Genomic DNA, 16,302 nt, shown 5'->3' on the forward strand with positions numbered 1-16,302 from the left:
AAATATAAGGGTATAAACTTGTGCATAACAATTAATATATATAGTGACATAAGTCACATGAAACTAAGGAAATAAAAGGAGGAAAACAAATGAAAAAAGTATTAGCAATGCTATTAGTACTTACGTTAGCAGTTTCATTATTTGCTGGATGTGGCAAAGATGATACCAATACAGGTACTACCGACAATGGAACAGACAGTAGTTCAACAGATAACGGTTCTACAGATGATGGCGCTACAGACGGAGAAGCGACAGATGGTGCCATAACTTCTGGTGGTATTCTTCACTGGAACGTTGGAGCAGATCCAAAGACTATTGACCCAGGCTTAAATGGTGCAAGTGATGGTGGAGACATTATCAGTCACACTTTTGAAGGGCTTGTAAGAGAAAAAAGCGGTGTAACTTATCCAGGAATTGCTGAAACTTGGGATGTTTCAGAAGACGGATTAACAGTAACATTCCATCTTAGAGAATCAAAATGGTCTGATGGAACACCATTAACAGCTAATGACTTTGTTTATTCATGGAAACGTGGAATGGATCCTGCAACAGCATCTGAGTATGCATGGATTTGGGAATATACAAATATTAAAGGTGCTTATGAAGCTGTATACGAAGGTGGATCATTAGATGACGTTGGCGTTCGTGCAGAAGACGATCAAACGTTAGTTGTTGAGTTAAACTCTCCAACAGATTATATCGTAAGTTTACTTTCTTTCTACCACTTCATGCCAGTTAAACAAGAAGCTGTCGAGTCTAAAGCAGACGGTGCTTGGGCTAAAGATGCTGAATTAGCAGTATCTAACGGTGCATTTGTTTTAACAAACTATACAATTGGTGAAGGATTAACTCTTGCTAAAAATGAAAATTACTGGGATGCTGAAAATGTATCAATCGAAGGAATGGAAGTTGTATTTATCGATGAACATTCAACTGCTTACCAAGCATATGAAGGTGGCGAATTATTAGCTATTCCTGAAGTGCCAACAGCAGAAGTTGCTCGTCTAATTGCAGAAGATCCTAACTTCTATGTATTCCCACTACTTGGAACATACTACTATAACTTTAACCTTGATCGTGAGATTTGGGCTGACCAACGTGTTCGTCGTGCGTTAACACTTGCTGTTGACCGTCAAATGATCACTGAAACATTAGGTGCAGGTCAACTTCCAGCAACTGGTTTCGTTCCAGAAGGTTTCTTAGATCACAATGGTGAAGATTTCGCATTAAAAGCTGGTGACTATGGCATTCCTACAGATGGAAGTGGTGTTGAAGAAGCACAAGCATTACTTGCTGAAGCTGGATATCCAAACGGTGAAGGATTCCCAGAATTTACAATCCTTTACAACACAGGTGAAGGTCACCAAAAAGTTGCTGAACTTGTACAAGAAATGTACAAAACAAACCTTGGTCTTAATGTAAAATTAGAGAACCAAGAGTGGGCAGTATTCCAAGATACTCGTAAAGTTGGAGACTACGAAATGGCTCGTGGTGGTTGGTTAACAGACTTTATGGATCCAATGGGATTATTAGGTATCTTCACTCAAGGTAATGCATACAATGATCCTAAGTTTGCAAACGATGAGTTTGATGAACTAATGGCTAATGCAAATACAACTCGTGGTGAAGAACACTACAATTACCTATACCAAGCTCAAGACATCCTTATGAATGAATTACCAATTGTTCCTTTATACTACTATACAGACAAATGGTTAATTTCAGACAAAGTACAAGGATGGGATCGTTCAGTACTTGGTGCTATCGACTTTACACATGCAACAGTTGTAGAGTAATCTGACGGCATCTACTAGACAAGAATGACAACAAAGGGATATGACTCCAATCGGAGCATATCCCTTTTTTTACAAAAGTATTAATTCGTATTAAAATAAAATATACGCTAGCATTCTATAGAGTGGTGTGTTATAATGTGTTAATGGTTTAAGATGGGTCAAAAGACCTTGAATATAGAGTGTTACAAGGAGGAAACGTTAAATAATGAGTACAAAAGTTGAAAAACTCGAAAACAGTATGGTGAAACTAACAATCGAAGTTAGTGCAGATATCTTTGAAAAAGGTCTGAATCACGCGTATAACAAAAACAAGAAATCTATCCAAATTCCAGGATTCCGTAAAGGAAAAGCACCACGAAAATTGATTGAAAAAACATATGGAATCGGTGTGTTCTATGAAGATGCAGCGAATTACTGCATCCCAGAAGCATATGACAAAGCAGTTGAAGAAGAAGGATTAGAAGTTGTATCACGTCCAGAGATTGACGTTGAGCAAATCGAAGCAGGAAAGCCATTTATTTTCACAGCAGAAGTAGCAGTAAAACCTGAAGTTACACTTGGAGATTATAAAGGTCTAGAAGCAACAAAGGATGCTGTCGAAGTAACAGATGAAGAAGTTGATAACGATATTGACAATGTACGTGAGCAAAACTCTCGTCTTGTAGATGTCACTGATCGTGCCATTACAATGGATGATCAAGTCAATATTGATTTTGATGGATATGTGGATGGAGAACCTTTTGAAGGTGGAAAAGCTGAAGGCTATGACTTAACAATCGGTTCAGGTTCATTTATTGATACATTTGAAGAACAATTAGTAGGTAAAAACGTTGATGACGAGCTTGAAGTTGAAGTGACTTTCCCAGAAGAGTATCATGTAGATGATCTTAAAGGAAAACCAGCAACATTCAAAGTAAAAATCAATGGAATCAAAGTGAAGGAATTACCAGAGCTTGATGATGAATTGGCAAAAGACGTATCAGAATTTGATACTTTGGATGAATACAAAGCAAGTGTTAAAGAAAAACTTGCTGAATCAAAAGAAAATGCAGCAACAGCAAAATTAAGAGAAGAAGTACTTGAAAAAGCTGTTGAAAATGCAAGCATTGAATTACCAGAACCTATGGTAGAGTTAGAAGCTGAGAACATGACATACGATATGGCTCAACGACTACAATATCAAGGTCTATCAATAGAACAATATTTCCAATATACAGGACAAAACATGGAGACGCTTAAAGCTAGCATGAAGCCAGAAGCTGAAAAGAAAATCAAAGCACGTCTTGTATTAGAAGCGATTGCAGTTGCAGAAAACATTGAAGCGACAGATGAAGATGTTGAAGCAGAAATTGCTCGTATGGCAGAAATGTATAATATGGAAGTAGAAAAAATCAAAGAAACTATTGGTGATGATGAGAAAGATTCAATTAAACAAGACCTTGTCAACCAAAAGGCATATGACTTAATCGTAGAAAACGCAAAAGTCAACTAGATTTAGGAGGTGTGGGTATGGCTTTAGTACCTTACGTCATTGAACAAACAAGCCGTGGAGAAAGATCGTATGATATTTATTCACGATTATTAAAGGAACGAATTATTTTTTTAGGCGAGGAAGTAAACGATACAACAGCAAGTTTAATTGTTGCTCAATTATTGTTTTTAGAATCCGATGACCCAGATAAAGATATTCACTTATATATAAACAGCCCTGGAGGTTCAATTACTGCGGGGATGGCTATTTATGATACCATGCAACACGTTAAGCCAGACGTATCAACAATTTGTGTTGGTATGGCAGCAAGTATGGGTGCATTTTTACTTGCAGGCGGACAAAAAGGCAAGCGTTTTGCATTGCCACATTCAGAAGTGATGATTCATCAACCACTGGGTGGTATGCAAGGACAAGCAAGTGATATTAAAATACATGCAGATCGTATCATCGAGATGCGTAAAATGTTAAATGAAATTTTAGCGGAAAATACAGGTCAAGATCTTGAAACAATTGAGCGAGACACAGAAAGAGACAATTTCTTGTCGGCTCAACGTGCAATGGAATATGGCCTCATTGATAAAGTAATAATTAAACGCTAACCGAAAGTTGGTGAAACTATGGCAAATAAATACGAAGATAAAAAGCAACTGCGTTGTTCTTTTTGTCACAAGCCACAAGATCAAGTTCGTAAGTTGATTGCTGGCCCTAATGTATACATTTGTGATGAATGTATTGAATTATGTTCCGAAATTATTGAAGAAGAATTCAGCCAAATTGAAGAAGCAATTGACTTAACGGATTTACCTAAACCGATTGAGATCAAAAAGTTTTTGGATGAATATATTATCGGGCAAGAAAACGCAAAAAAAGCACTTGCTGTTGCAGTGTATAATCACTATAAACGTATCAATGCAGACAATATTGCAGAAGATGTCGAACTCCAAAAAAGTAATGTTTTATTCGTCGGACCGACAGGTTCAGGAAAGACACTTTTAGCGCAAACATTGGCAAAAATGCTGAATGTTCCGTTTGCGATTGCAGATGCTACATCTTTAACAGAAGCAGGATACGTAGGTGAAGATGTCGAGAATATTCTTTTGAAGATTATTCAAGCAGCTGATTTTGATATTGAACGTGCAGAACGCGGAATCATCTATATTGATGAGATCGATAAAATTGCGCGAAAATCTGAAAATCCTTCCATTACACGTGACGTGAGTGGAGAAGGGGTTCAACAGGCATTGTTAAAAATTCTTGAGGGAACGGTTGCATCAGTTCCGCCACAGGGTGGACGTAAACATCCGCACCAAGAGTTTATTCAAATTGATACCACTAATATTTTGTTTATCTGTGCGGGTGCATTTGATGGATTAGAATCCATTATTGAACAACGTACAGGAACGACAACCATGGGCTTTGGAGCTGAAATCGAGAGCAAGAAAAACGTGGAAATCGGCGAGATTCTTAAAAAGCTTTCACCTGAAGATTTAATCAAATACGGTCTGATTCCGGAATTCGTTGGACGTGTTCCTATCAGTGTTGGTTTGGAAAATCTTGATGAAGAAGCATTGGTTCGTATATTAACAGAACCAAAGAACTCACTTGTCAAACAATACAAAGTTACTTTTGGTATGGATGATGTTGAACTAGAATTCGAAGAAGATGCTTTGCGAGCAATTGCAAGAAAGGCATTGAATCGAAAAACTGGTGCAAGGGGACTACGCGCTATCTTAGAAGAAATTATGATGGATATTATGTTCACGATTCCTTCAGATGATACGATTGGTCAATGTATTATTACCCAAGCAACAGTTGAAGAGGGTGCAACGCCAATTATTGTTTCGAATGAAAACTTGAAAGAGATGAAACAAAGTGCAGGAACAAAGAAGCGCTTACCCAAAAAGAACGAGAATGAAACAGCTTAAATATAAGATTAAGCGAAGTTAAGTTGCTTAGATATAAAACCCTTGCATTTATGCAAGGGTTTTTAAATGAAGTAATGGAGGATGTTATGAATAGAATGAATTTACCAATTTTATCATTAAGAGGGGTCAATGTTTTTCCGAAGATGTTTTTGCACTTTGATGCAAAACGTGCGACATCAGTGGCCGCGCTTGATGAAGCAATGAATAAAGATCAAATTCTATTTGTTGTTGCTCAAAAAGATGCAAGTGTGGAAGAAGTTGATATAAATGCAGATATCTATTCAGTAGGTACAATTGTAAAAATAAAGCAGATTGTAAAGCTACCTGGAGGTATTTCTAGAGTTCTTGTAGAAGGAATCCATCGTGGCAAAATCATTTCTATCGAACAAAGCAAACAATATCCTTTGGGAACGATTGAGCAAGTTGAAAGTGAGATAAAAGAACTATCAGATGCTCAAAAGCAAGCAATCATCGGCATGGCTATGGATATACTCAAGGAATATAAGCGTTTGAATCCTAAGATGTCTCAAGAAACGATTGATTCACTCAAAAAAATCAAACAGATCAGCTTATTAGCGGATTCCATGACAACCCATCTTATCAAGTCATTAGAGAATAAACAGCGCATTCTAGAAGAAATTGATGAAGAAATTCGGATGCAATTAGTTATTCGTATTTTAAATAATGAACTTGAAATCGCCCGAATTCAAAGAGAGCTTCATCGAAAAGTCAAGAGTACGATTGATCAAAACCAAAAAGAATACTATCTGCGTGAACAGCTTAAAGTTATTCAGTCAGAACTTGGTGATCAAGTAGATATAGGTGAAGAGATTGCAGAATATAAAGCGGCGGTTGAAGCATTAGATGCCGATGCATATGTTAAAGAAAAAATATTAAAAGAAGTTAAACGGTTACAAAAAATGAATGTAAGCTCAGCGGAAAGCTCGGTTGTTCGAAACTATATCGAATGCATGTTAGACATGCCATGGAATACGATCACACAAGAGCAAATCGACTTGAATAAAGCTCATGACATATTAGAAGCTGAGCACTATGGATTAAAGAAAGTTAAAGAACGCGTACTCGAACACTTAGCTGTTCGAAAAATGACTGAAGACGGGACGGCTCCAATTATTTGTCTTGTTGGCCCACCAGGAACAGGTAAGACGTCAATTGCAAAATCCATTGCAACATCCTTGAATCGAAAATATGTGCGTATATCCCTTGGCGGTGTACGAGATGAAGCTGAAATACGTGGTCATCGTCGAACATATATTGGTGCTATGCCAGGGCGTTTAGTGAGCGGATTGCGTCAAGCAGGAACCAGTAACCCAATGATTTTACTGGATGAGATTGATAAGATGAGCAGTGATTTTAAAGGGGATCCTAGTGCGGCGTTATTGGAAGTACTTGATAGTGAACAAAACCATCAGTTTAGAGACCACTATGTTGAAGTTCCGGTGGACTTATCCAAAGCGATTTTTGTAGCAACAGCCAACTCGTTAAGGACAATACCACGCCCTTTGTTAGATAGACTGGAGATTATCGAGGTATCTAGTTATACGGAAAATGAAAAATATCATATTGCCAAGCAATACCTTATTCCCAAGCAACTTGAAAAACATGGGTTAAAGAAAAGTCAGTTAAAAATAAAAGATGAAGCACTTCGTCGTGTGATTAATGAATATACTCGTGAATCGGGCGTACGACAATTGGAGCGACGCATTGGAGAAATATGTCGAAAAGCTGCAAAAATATTTTTAATGGATCAAAAAAAGTCGCTAACGGTTAGCGAAAAAAATATTGAAAATTATTTGGGGATTCCAAAATTTTCTTATGAGATGAAACTTGATGAACCGCAGATTGGGGTTGCTAGAGGACTTGCATGGACAGAAATGGGTGGTGACACGCTTTCTATTGAAGTTACAGTCATGCCGGGAAAAGGGAAGTTCCAAATTACGGGGCGTATTGGAGACGTGATGAAAGAATCGGCGTCTGCAGCGGTAAGTTATATACGTTCAAAGAGCATGGCATTTGATTTGCCAAAAGACTTTTATGAAACAAAAGATATTCATATACATATTCCCGAAGGAGCCGTACCAAAAGATGGACCTTCTGCTGGGATTACCTTGGTCACAGCGATTATTTCTGCGTTAACAAATACGCCGATTCGTAATGATATTGCTATGACAGGGGAAGTGACACTGCGTGGACGAGTTTTAGCCATTGGCGGATTAAAAGAAAAGATTCTTGCCGCAAAACGTGCGGGTATATATGAAGTGATTGTCCCGAATGATAACCGTAGAAATGTATCTGAATTGGATAAAGAAGTTATTGATAATATGACAATTCATTATGTAAAACAAGTCGATGAAGTGATTCAATTGGCATTTGCAGTTAAGTAAGAAGAGAAGGAGTTAGCATGAACGTACAAAATGTATATTTAGAAGCTGTTGGCGTGAAGTTTGAACAGTATCCAACCAGTGGTCTTCCAGAAATCGCTTTTGCAGGAAAATCCAATGTGGGTAAATCGTCATTGCTCAATGGATTGATTAACCGAAAAAAACTGGCAAGAACATCTGCACAGCCAGGTAAGACACAAACTATTAATTTTTATAATGTTGAAGAACAATTATATTTAGTTGACTTACCAGGGTATGGATATGCAAGAGTATCAAAAGCTGATCGAGAACGATGGGCGAAGGTTATTGAAGACTATCTTCATAAACGTGAGACGCTAAAGCAAGTGGTGCTATTAGTTGATGGAAGACATACCCCAAGTGCCAATGATCAGATGATGATGGATTGGATAAAAAGCTTTGGATATGAACCTTTGGTTATTGCAACAAAAATGGATAAACTTAAGCGTAGCCAACATAGCAAAGCAGTTAAAACCATAGCAAATACCCTTAATATTAAACCGGGAAATGTTTTGTCTTTTTCAGCAATAACCAAAGATGGAAAAGAAAAAATATGGGATGTTCTAAGTCAAATCATCCAAGAGAGTGTTTAGGATAATTTTGTAAAGCACATGACTTTCTTCTTTCCACTGATCACAGATTTTGACGGCATAATCCTTATCAAAGACATTCATTGTCAAATCGATAAGGGTTTTGCCGTTTTCTTTTGCCACAAGGTGGACAAGATAGTCGCCATCCTTTTCAGGGATATACTCAGAGGCAATTTCTAGATGCTCTTTGATATCGTATTTTTTTTCTTTAAAATACGCATCAATATCATCTTTAATCGACTCGGAGATGCGGTTTTCAAAAAAGCCAAGCGTTGTAATACCTTCGTTAGAGATTTCATAACTTGTTGATTTTGATGTCGTAATCGTTCGAATCAAATCGCTCTCAACAAGCTGATGTAGATATTCTTGAAAAGAAAAATAATTCGTATAACCTTTATCTATAATAAATTCTGATAACTGAGTATTCGTCAACGGAAGCTCAATTCTTTTTAGCATGTAAAGTATGATTAACTTATTTGTACTTAGTTCATGATTAATCATTGGTAACCTCCTAACTCGAATGTCATATTATCTTAAATACATTTTTTTACAGCTTCTGCAACAGCGCTTGCAACACCTTTGGCAAAGGGCTCAGGAAGAATGTTTTCTTCATGGAGTTCTTCAAGTGGAATCATATCTGCAATAGCGTTTGCGGCAGCGATTTTCATTTCTTCAGTAATTTGCTTGCCACGACCTTCAAGAATACCTTTGAATATTCCGGGGAATACAAGAACATTATTGACTTGGTTTGGATAGTCAGAACGTCCTGTTCCAATAACTCGAGCACCTGCTTCTTTTGCAAGCTCAGGCATGATTTCAGGCGTTGGATTTGCCATGGCAAATACGATGCTATCTGGACGCATGGAGCGAATCATGTCTTGGGAGACAATGCCTGGAGCGGATACACCGATAAATACATCGCTTCCATTTAAAGCGTCGGATAAAGAACCGCGTAAATTCTCAGGATTGGTGGATTGGGAGATTTCTTTTTGTGCCCAGTTAAGCCATGGTTCTTCTTTGTTGACGATTCCTTCTTTATCAACCATGATAAGATTTGTCACACCGGCACGTAACAAAAGTTTACCTATTGCAATACCAGCAGAGCCGCAGCCATTGATAACAACTTTAACTGCTGCAATATCTTTTTGAGTCAACTTTAAAGCATTTAATATTCCGGCAAGAACAACAATTGCAGTACCATGTTGATCGTCATGGAATACAGGAATATCCAATGTTTCTTTTAATCGGCGTTCGATTTCAAAGCACCTGGGAGCGCTAATATCTTCAATGTTAATACCGCCAAATGTTGGAGCAAGATATGTAATCGTTTTGACAATCTCATCCACATCCTGGGTATCCAGACAGATCGGGATAGCATTCACATTGGCAAACTCTTTAAATAAAACTGCCTTACCTTCCATAACAGGCATAGCAGCTTCGGGACCAATATTACCTAATCCTAGAACTGCAGATCCATCAGAGATTACGGCAACCGTATTGGCTTTCATAGTGTATTTGTAGGCGTTTTCTTTATTTGCATGTATTGCTTGACAAGGAGCAGCAACACCCGGAGTATACGCAACGGATAAGTCTTCTCGTGAGTTGACTTTTGACTTTGCTTGAACTTCTAACTTGCCTTGCCATTGTTCATGTAACTGAAGTGATTTTTCTTCTATAGACATATTACCCACCATTTCCTTATTTTCTTTTGTATACTGTATATTTTATCAGATAATCATATAAAAGTGAAGCGACAAAAACAGGCTTTTGTTGTCAATTCAATCGCTTGATTGACAGTCTGTTTGATGCAAGTTATAATGATAAGGCATTCTAATGATTTGAAAAAGGATATCGGAAGGAAAAAGCTATGCGCGTATTGCATTTAATCAGTGGTGGAGACACAGGTGGAGCAAAGACACATGTCATCACGTTACTTCAGGAATTAAAACAAAAGATTGATATAGAATTAGTTTGCTTGTCAGAAGGTGTTTTTTTTGAAGAAGCAAAAAAATCAGGGATTAAGGCAAAACTTTTTGAACAAAAGTCGAGACTGGACTATACGTCTATCCGTGAACTAGTACAATATCTTCAAAGTCAGAACTTTGATCTTTTGCATTGCCATGGAGCAAGGGCTAATTTTGTGAGCAATTATATCCGAAAACGCGTGGATATTCCAATTGTAACAACAATTCATAGTGATTATCGTTTGGATTTTGAAAACCAACTCTACAAAAAAATCATTTTCACATATTTGAATCGTATAAGTCTAAAAAAGATGGACTTTTTTTTAACGGTGACAGATACCTTCAAAAAAATGATGAGTTCAGAAGGTTTTTCAGAAGATAGAATGTATACCATATATAATGGTGTGAAGCCACAACATTGGATAAAATCATATTCTAAGCAGACCTCAGCAACCTTAACCTTTGGTTGTGCGACACGATTGGTACCAATCAAGGGGACGGATGTATTATTAGAGGCGGCAAATATATGCAAAGAAGAAGGATATTCCTTTAAAATATTGATTGCTGGACATGGTGAAAAAAAATATACAGAACGATTGCATAGTTATGTTGAAGAACACGAACTAAAGACACATGTCGAGTTTTTAGGATTTGTTAAGGATATGCAGTCTTTTTATGAAAAGATTGATGTCAATATTTTACCATCCTATACAGAAAGCTTTCCTTATGCCCTTTTAGAAGGGGGAGAACGCGCAATTGCTACAATTGCATCTCGAGCAGGGGGCATTGTTGAAATGATTGAAGATGACGTCACAGGTAAATTGTTTGATGTAGGAGATGCAAAGACATTGGCGACAATTATGATGGATATGATTAATCGACAATACGACTTGGAAAAATTAGGGCTACAGTTTCGGGAAAAGATTCATCAATCTTTTTCGGATGCGGCAATGGCGAACCGACATGTTGAGATTTATACCAATATATTAGAGCGAGTACATAAAAACCCTTTAAATAAAGAAGCATAAATAAAAAAGCATAATAAAAAAGCGTTAGTATATGAGTGTAGACTCAATACTGACGCTTTTATTGTATATAAGCTTCGTCCGTATTACAAAATTTCGTCGATGGTGATGTGAGGTTCAAACATCAAATCGACCATTTGATCATTGATTTGAATAATTGGACGTGATGGTGATTGATTATGTATAAACACAATGCGTGCACGTTCGCCGGTAGATAGGAGAACGTCTTTTCCCAAATAATGATGGGCGATATTTTCTAAAAAGACAAAGAGAAGATTGGTGTCAAGTAATCCATAAGATTCTTGTTCAAACATCTGAATGACTTTAAAGGGCGAATATTTATCGTGATAGGAACGCTGAGATGTCATCGCATCATAGATGTCGACAATACCTATAATCTTAGCAAACAGAGGTATTTGTTCATCTTTTAATCCAAGTGGATATCCTGAACCGTCTATTTTTTCATGATGTAGTAGGACACCATTTTTAATGTCATCATTGATATCATAGTCACGGATAATATCATACCCAAAATTCGTATGTTTCTTGATGGATTCAAACTCATCAACAGTGAGCTTGCCGGGTTTATTTAGAATATCAGGACTAATATTTAATTTACCGATATCGTGTAAAAAACCGGATATGGTCAAATCCTTAATCTCCTTATCAGACAAACCAAGCCATCCACCAAAGATATTAGCTAACATCGCCGTATTTAAGCTATGGGTAAAGGTATAGTCGTCTTCATTGCGCAAGTGATAGAGATAATTAAACAAATCACTTTTGGTACGTAAGGACTTAATTAGTGTGGTGCTAATATCATAGAGTTCATTCTCGTCAATATCTTCACCCAATAAGACATCATTTAGTTTTTCCTGTGTCAATGCCTGTTGTAATAAATACTCTGTCTTAAACTCCTGAAAGTTTTTGGTCTTGCGATAAGAGATATTTATTGGGCGATTATCCTCTGGGGGAGCTTTTTCGAGAAAGGGTTGAGCAGTATCCTCATAAATTACAATAGAAGGTAATTGATAGAGGCGTATGCGAAATAAATGCTTTTCATCAATTAAAGTATCTGCCGGGATTAACAATAATCCTTTTGGTGTATATAAGTCTTCAGCTAGAACCATACCAGGCTGTAGCTGGTTAGTTGTAAGTTGTAGTTTTGTCTTCATAATTCCCCACCTTGCATAAAGTTAGATTAACAATCATTATACTACAGACATTATAACACAAATTGGTGCAAGGTGGGACTACTTCTTAATGGATTATATAAAATGCTTATAGATAGGTTTCATAGCAAGATGTAGAAGGTAAGTCACGAGAGAGACAACAATAGCTTTGATGATATTAAATGGAAGAAAGATGGCAAGAACGGTATCCCAACGCATTGAAAAAGTCAATGAACTGCCAAAATATAAAGGTAAGATAACAAATAAGTTGGCAATACATGCAACAGCAACCATAGAAAGTGAACCGGTTACAAGACCAAAAAACAGCCCTTTATTGCTTTTAGTTTTTTTGAAAAGTATAGATGCGGGAACGACAAATGCAATACCAACAATTAGATTGGCAAGTTCACCAATACCTGCAGTTCGGGTAATGATTAAAGCCTTTAATAGGTTTTTAACCAATTGTATGGCCGCAGCTGCAAGAGGACCCATAGTAATACCGCCAATCATTGCAATAACATCACTAAAGTCCATTTTTAGATATTCAGCAAAACCAATGTAGAATTCAAGAAGCATGATAATGAAAGCCAACGCACTAAAAACGCCAATGCGCACAATGTAACGAGTTTTTTGATTTGAAAATGAGTACATAATAATTCTCCTTTAGAGGGTGGCGAATACTTCTATAAGATTTTCCTAGAGCAAAAACAATGAGGTATAGCCTCGTTAGCAATAAAAAAAACCTCGAAAAAAATTCGAGGCATCGTTAATAAAATAATCGATCTATTCTTACTTCTATCATCCAGACTGTACTGTCGGTCTTGGAATTGCACCAAGTCAACCAAAAAGGTTCGCGGACTATCACCGCCGGTCGGGAATTTCACCCTGCCCCGAAGTATTCATTTAATTGTTTACAGTTCAAGTATACAAGAGAAAAAAAAACTTGTCAATAAAATTTTAATGGTTTGTTTGGTTGATATTTTTCTAAGTTAGGTTATAATTGTACATGATATGTAAAAAGTGAGATAAATAGAGAGTTTGAGGTTAATTTATGAAGTTTAAATTTAAAATAAAAAAGATAATGAGCTATGCAGTGATTTTTTCGGCATTATTAGGTTCTGTGAGTGTTCCGATACAGGCAAATGTTCTTATTGATGAGATTGTTCAGCGCGAGACGGTGACAAAAGGATTAACATATGAATATAAATCAAAATTCACTCAAGCAGGGTGGGTTGATTTGCATGTACTTAAAATGGATTTAGCGGAGGAACAGGTTGCACTGGATATTTTGCAATCGAGTGAAGCTTTTGGAAAAAAAGAAACACTGCATGCACTAGCAACAAAAAGTGAGCAAAATGTTGTGGCAGGTATTAATGCGTCATTTTTTAATATGGCAGGATCATCGAGTGAGCCGGTAGGGGTTATCTATGAAGACGGCTATTCTTATGCGATGCATAATTATAATACCTCCAAAAAAGGTGTTGCTTCACTGCTCCAATACGAAAGCGGAAGAGTGCTTTTTGATTTTTTTGATACAAGTTTTAAGGTGACGACAGATCAAGGACAAAACCTTTATGTTGAAGGTATTAATAAAATTGTCATTGGTAAGTCGCCGGTTATCTATAACCGAAACTTTGGAGCTACGACACAACAAATTGATCAAAGTGCCAATTTATATAAAATTGTTGTACAAGACAATCAAGTCAGCCAAATTATTGGTGCAAAAGAACCCGCACAAATTCCAATGATGGAACAGGGGTATGTTATTGCAATCCCTGAAGCGCTTCTAGCCGAAGCGGAATACTTAAAAATGTTTGAAGTGGGGACAGGGGTTGAATTTATTGTACATTCTACGATTAATACAGAGGAGCTTAAATTAGCGATTAGTGGTTCGGGTAAGGTGCTTGAGAATGGTCAGTATAGTTCAGAAGGGCATATTATAAGTAAGGATGCGCGTCAACCAAGGTCGGTTCTTGGAGTGACAGCGGATGGACGCTACCTGATTGCCATGAGTATTGATGGAAGAGGTACAAGTATCGGGGCGACACATGCAGAGGTTGCCAGCTATTTAAGAGAATACAATGTTACGGATGCGATACAGCTTGATGGAGGAGGAAGTACAACCTTAGTGAGTCGAGAGGTGGGACATACAGACCTTCGAGTTAAAAACACAGTATCTGGTGGCGCGCAGCGAAAGATATTAAACGGACTTGGCTTTGTGAGTCTAGCGCAAACCGGTCCTGTAAAGTCGATTAAAATAATACAATCGGATGAACGTATCTTTAAAAACAATCCGGTACAATTAGAAGTCATAGGTTTTGATGAGAATTATAATCCAGTGGAAATCAACTATCGCAACCTGGCATGGAGCGTTGATGGAATCCAAGGAAATTGGCAGACGAATACGTTTATTCCAACCGTAGGCGGTGATGGAACGATTTCTTGTTACTACGAAGGGTTAATGGCAACGTCGGAGATTGAAAGTTTGGATGCGCCAATTGATATTGAAGTTTCCCCAAAAATTCTTTCTTTGGACCATAATCAAAGTGGCGAATTTAATGTCTATGGAACCGACAAAAGTGGTTATCAAGGGCGTATTCATAACACAGATGTAACATATACAATTGAGGATAACCAAGGCGTAGGTGAGTTTCGTGATGGAAAATTTTACACGACTTCAAAAAATGGAATTGCAAAAGTGACAGTGTCTATGGGTGAACAAAGTACAACTGCGTATATTGTTGTAGGAAATGAATATAGCTCGATAGCTGCATTTGAAAGTATGCAATATTATCCACGTAGTTATCCTGAAGAAAATGTACAGGGCGAGATATTTATAGAAACCGAGAATACGGTAGATACAGATAAAGCCTATCGTTTTAACTATAGCTTTTCAAAATCATCTCAAGCACAGGCTTTTTATATGATGATGAATAATTTCTATTTAAATAAACCAACGGAGACGATTAGTCTATGGCTAAATGGAAATAACAGTGAGCATATGTTTAGAGGAAATATTATTGACGCTGTTGGCGGGCAGTATACAATTACGTTTTCTCATGCCATTAACTGGACGGGCTGGCAAGAGGTTGAGGCAGAGATTCCAGCAGGTGTCCAGTTCCCTATCCAGTTAGATCGCTTATATGTGGTTGCATTACAATCTAGTGAACCTTATCAAGGAACCCTTGTGATAGACCAATTAAGCGCAATGACAACGGTGGATACAAGTAATCTACGCTTTGATGAAGATGGATTCATCAATGATCCACTCATGGCAAAAATCAAGCCGCAAGACAGTTTCGAAATTAAGTTGTTTGGTCCGACATCATTTAAAAACCGATTGTTAGATACGGTTATTTCGTCTAAGGTATATGAAGAGATGAATCAAGCAGATTACGGTGTCTTTGCCGGAAGCTCAGATGTGGATACATCCCGTTTGACAGGAAATTACTCCATTTGGAAAAACATGTATTCTGAAAAAGTTGTGGATAAGACAAAAATCATTACATTAGGAACAGCAAGTGGTGGATTGCGCACAACGGATTACACACAATATAGTAAATTAAAGCAAACGCTCGCAAGAACGAGTGAAAACTCCATTATTATTATTGGAAGTAAAAATCCCTTAACAAGTTTTACGGATGAAAAAGAAGGTGAATTTTTACATAATATATTCAAAGAATATATGGAAAAAACAGGCAAGCAGATTTTTTATGTCAATGCAAGTGGATATACAACCGATGTTACGATTAAAGACGGTGTGCGCTATATTGACACAAGTGGCTTGTGGTATAAAGTCCAAGACCGATATGTGGACTTGAATAAGATGTTATATCAAGTGCGCTTCTTTGTAGAAGGCAGCGATGTATCATATATGATTGAGCCGATTTTTCCGGCAGTAAAAATTAACGAGTAAGG

12 protein-coding genes and 1 riboswitch are annotated in these 16,302 nt (G+C 37.3%); of the genes, 8 read left to right on the forward strand and 4 right to left on the reverse strand.

The genetic code is table 11. From position 1 onward, the window contains the following. Nucleotides 1–107 precede the first annotated feature (107 nt). The 6 genes from QBE53_01430 (at nt 108) to yihA (ending at nt 8,226) form a co-directional block, all read left to right on the forward strand. Nucleotides 108–1,796, forward strand: coding sequence for a peptide ABC transporter substrate-binding protein (locus QBE53_01430; GenBank protein ID WZL81786.1), 1,689 nt, complete (start codon nt 108–110; stop codon nt 1,794–1,796). A 205-nt stretch (nt 1,797–2,001) separates the two neighbouring features. After that, on the forward strand, nt 2,002–3,288 hold the full coding sequence (tig, locus tag QBE53_01435; GenBank protein WZL81787.1) for a trigger factor: 1,287 nt from the start codon (nt 2,002–2,004) through the stop codon (nt 3,286–3,288). 17 nt (nt 3,289–3,305) lie between these two features. Further along, the gene (clpP, locus tag QBE53_01440; protein WZL81788.1) at nt 3,306–3,887 is read left to right on the forward strand and encodes an ATP-dependent Clp endopeptidase proteolytic subunit ClpP; all 582 of its coding nucleotides are present in this window, start codon (nt 3,306–3,308) and stop codon (nt 3,885–3,887) included. An 18-nt stretch (nt 3,888–3,905) separates the two neighbouring features. After that, nucleotides 3,906–5,213, forward strand: coding sequence for an ATP-dependent Clp protease ATP-binding subunit ClpX (gene clpX / locus QBE53_01445; GenBank protein ID WZL81789.1), 1,308 nt, complete (start codon nt 3,906–3,908; stop codon nt 5,211–5,213). A gap of 86 nt (nt 5,214–5,299) precedes the next feature. Then, nucleotides 5,300–7,618, forward strand: coding sequence for an endopeptidase La (gene lon, locus QBE53_01450; GenBank protein ID WZL81790.1), 2,319 nt, complete (start codon nt 5,300–5,302; stop codon nt 7,616–7,618). A 17-nt stretch (nt 7,619–7,635) separates the two neighbouring features. Further along, nucleotides 7,636–8,226 carry a ribosome biogenesis GTP-binding protein YihA/YsxC gene (yihA, locus tag QBE53_01455; GenBank protein ID WZL81791.1) on the forward strand — a complete coding sequence of 197 codons (591 nt, stop codon included), beginning with the start codon at nt 7,636–7,638 and terminating at the stop codon, nt 8,224–8,226. Here yihA and QBE53_01460 read toward each other — a convergent pair. Together QBE53_01460 and QBE53_01465 are read right to left on the reverse strand one after the other, a co-directional pair. Further along, nucleotides 8,197–8,724 (reverse strand): DUF4364 family protein, encoded by a 528-nt coding sequence (locus tag QBE53_01460; protein WZL81792.1) that lies wholly within the window; start codon nt 8,722–8,724, stop codon nt 8,197–8,199. The genes yihA and QBE53_01460 overlap by 30 nt on opposite strands. Nucleotides 8,725–8,756: 32 nt before the next feature. Next, nucleotides 8,757–9,905: an NADP-dependent malic enzyme gene (locus QBE53_01465; protein WZL81793.1), complete on the reverse strand. Its 1,149-nt coding sequence runs from the start codon at nt 9,903–9,905 to the stop codon at nt 8,757–8,759. 185 nt (nt 9,906–10,090) lie between these two features. Between QBE53_01465 and QBE53_01470 the strand changes: the two genes are divergently transcribed. Further along, nucleotides 10,091–11,215, forward strand: coding sequence for a glycosyltransferase family 4 protein (locus QBE53_01470; protein ID WZL81794.1), 1,125 nt, complete (start codon nt 10,091–10,093; stop codon nt 11,213–11,215). Between the two features lie 83 nt (nt 11,216–11,298). On the opposite strand, the gene QBE53_01475 is transcribed toward QBE53_01470, so the two are convergent. Beyond that, entirely contained in the window at nt 11,299–12,387 is a 1,089-nt protein-coding gene (locus QBE53_01475; GenBank protein WZL81795.1) for an HD-GYP domain-containing protein, read from the reverse strand. A gap of 93 nt (nt 12,388–12,480) precedes the next feature. After that, on the reverse strand, nt 12,481–13,035 hold the full coding sequence (locus tag QBE53_01480) for an ECF transporter S component (GenBank protein WZL81796.1): 555 nt from the start codon (nt 13,033–13,035) through the stop codon (nt 12,481–12,483). A gap of 135 nt (nt 13,036–13,170) precedes the next feature. Continuing rightward, nucleotides 13,171–13,286, reverse strand: a riboswitch (FMN riboswitch). 149 nt (nt 13,287–13,435) lie between these two features. On the opposite strand from QBE53_01480, the gene QBE53_01485 reads away from it, so the two are divergent. After that, nucleotides 13,436–16,300 (forward strand): phosphodiester glycosidase family protein, encoded by a 2,865-nt coding sequence (locus QBE53_01485; protein ID WZL81797.1) that lies wholly within the window; start codon nt 13,436–13,438, stop codon nt 16,298–16,300. Nucleotides 16,301–16,302: the final 2 nt, after the last annotated feature.

The sequence above is a fragment of the Vallitaleaceae bacterium 9-2 genome (assembly GCA_038396585.1).
In the GTDB taxonomy this organism is placed as follows: Bacteria; Bacillota; Clostridia; order Lachnospirales; family Vallitaleaceae; genus UBA1351.

Bases quoted from the DNA above. Each gene is read 5' to 3' on its own strand.
- QBE53_01460 (WZL81792.1), bottom strand. From the start codon at position 8,724: ATGATTAATCATGAACTAAGTACAAATAAGTTAATCATACTTTACATG.
- QBE53_01470 (WZL81794.1), top strand. From the start codon at position 10,091: ATGCGCGTATTGCATTTAATCAGTGGTGGAGACACAGGTGGAGCAAAG.
- tig (WZL81787.1), top strand. From the start codon at position 2,002: ATGAGTACAAAAGTTGAAAAACTCGAAAACAGTATGGTGAAACTAACA.
- clpX (WZL81789.1), top strand. From the start codon at position 3,906: ATGGCAAATAAATACGAAGATAAAAAGCAACTGCGTTGTTCTTTTTGT.
- yihA (WZL81791.1), top strand. From the start codon at position 7,636: ATGAACGTACAAAATGTATATTTAGAAGCTGTTGGCGTGAAGTTTGAA.
- lon (WZL81790.1), top strand. From the start codon at position 5,300: ATGAATAGAATGAATTTACCAATTTTATCATTAAGAGGGGTCAATGTT.
- clpP (WZL81788.1), top strand. From the start codon at position 3,306: ATGGCTTTAGTACCTTACGTCATTGAACAAACAAGCCGTGGAGAAAGA.
- QBE53_01430 (WZL81786.1), top strand. From the start codon at position 108: ATGCTATTAGTACTTACGTTAGCAGTTTCATTATTTGCTGGATGTGGC.
- QBE53_01485 (WZL81797.1), top strand. From the start codon at position 13,436: ATGAAGTTTAAATTTAAAATAAAAAAGATAATGAGCTATGCAGTGATT.
- QBE53_01480 (WZL81796.1), bottom strand. From the start codon at position 13,035: ATGTACTCATTTTCAAATCAAAAAACTCGTTACATTGTGCGCATTGGC.
- QBE53_01465 (WZL81793.1), bottom strand. From the start codon at position 9,905: ATGTCTATAGAAGAAAAATCACTTCAGTTACATGAACAATGGCAAGGC.
- QBE53_01475 (WZL81795.1), bottom strand. From the start codon at position 12,387: ATGAAGACAAAACTACAACTTACAACTAACCAGCTACAGCCTGGTATG.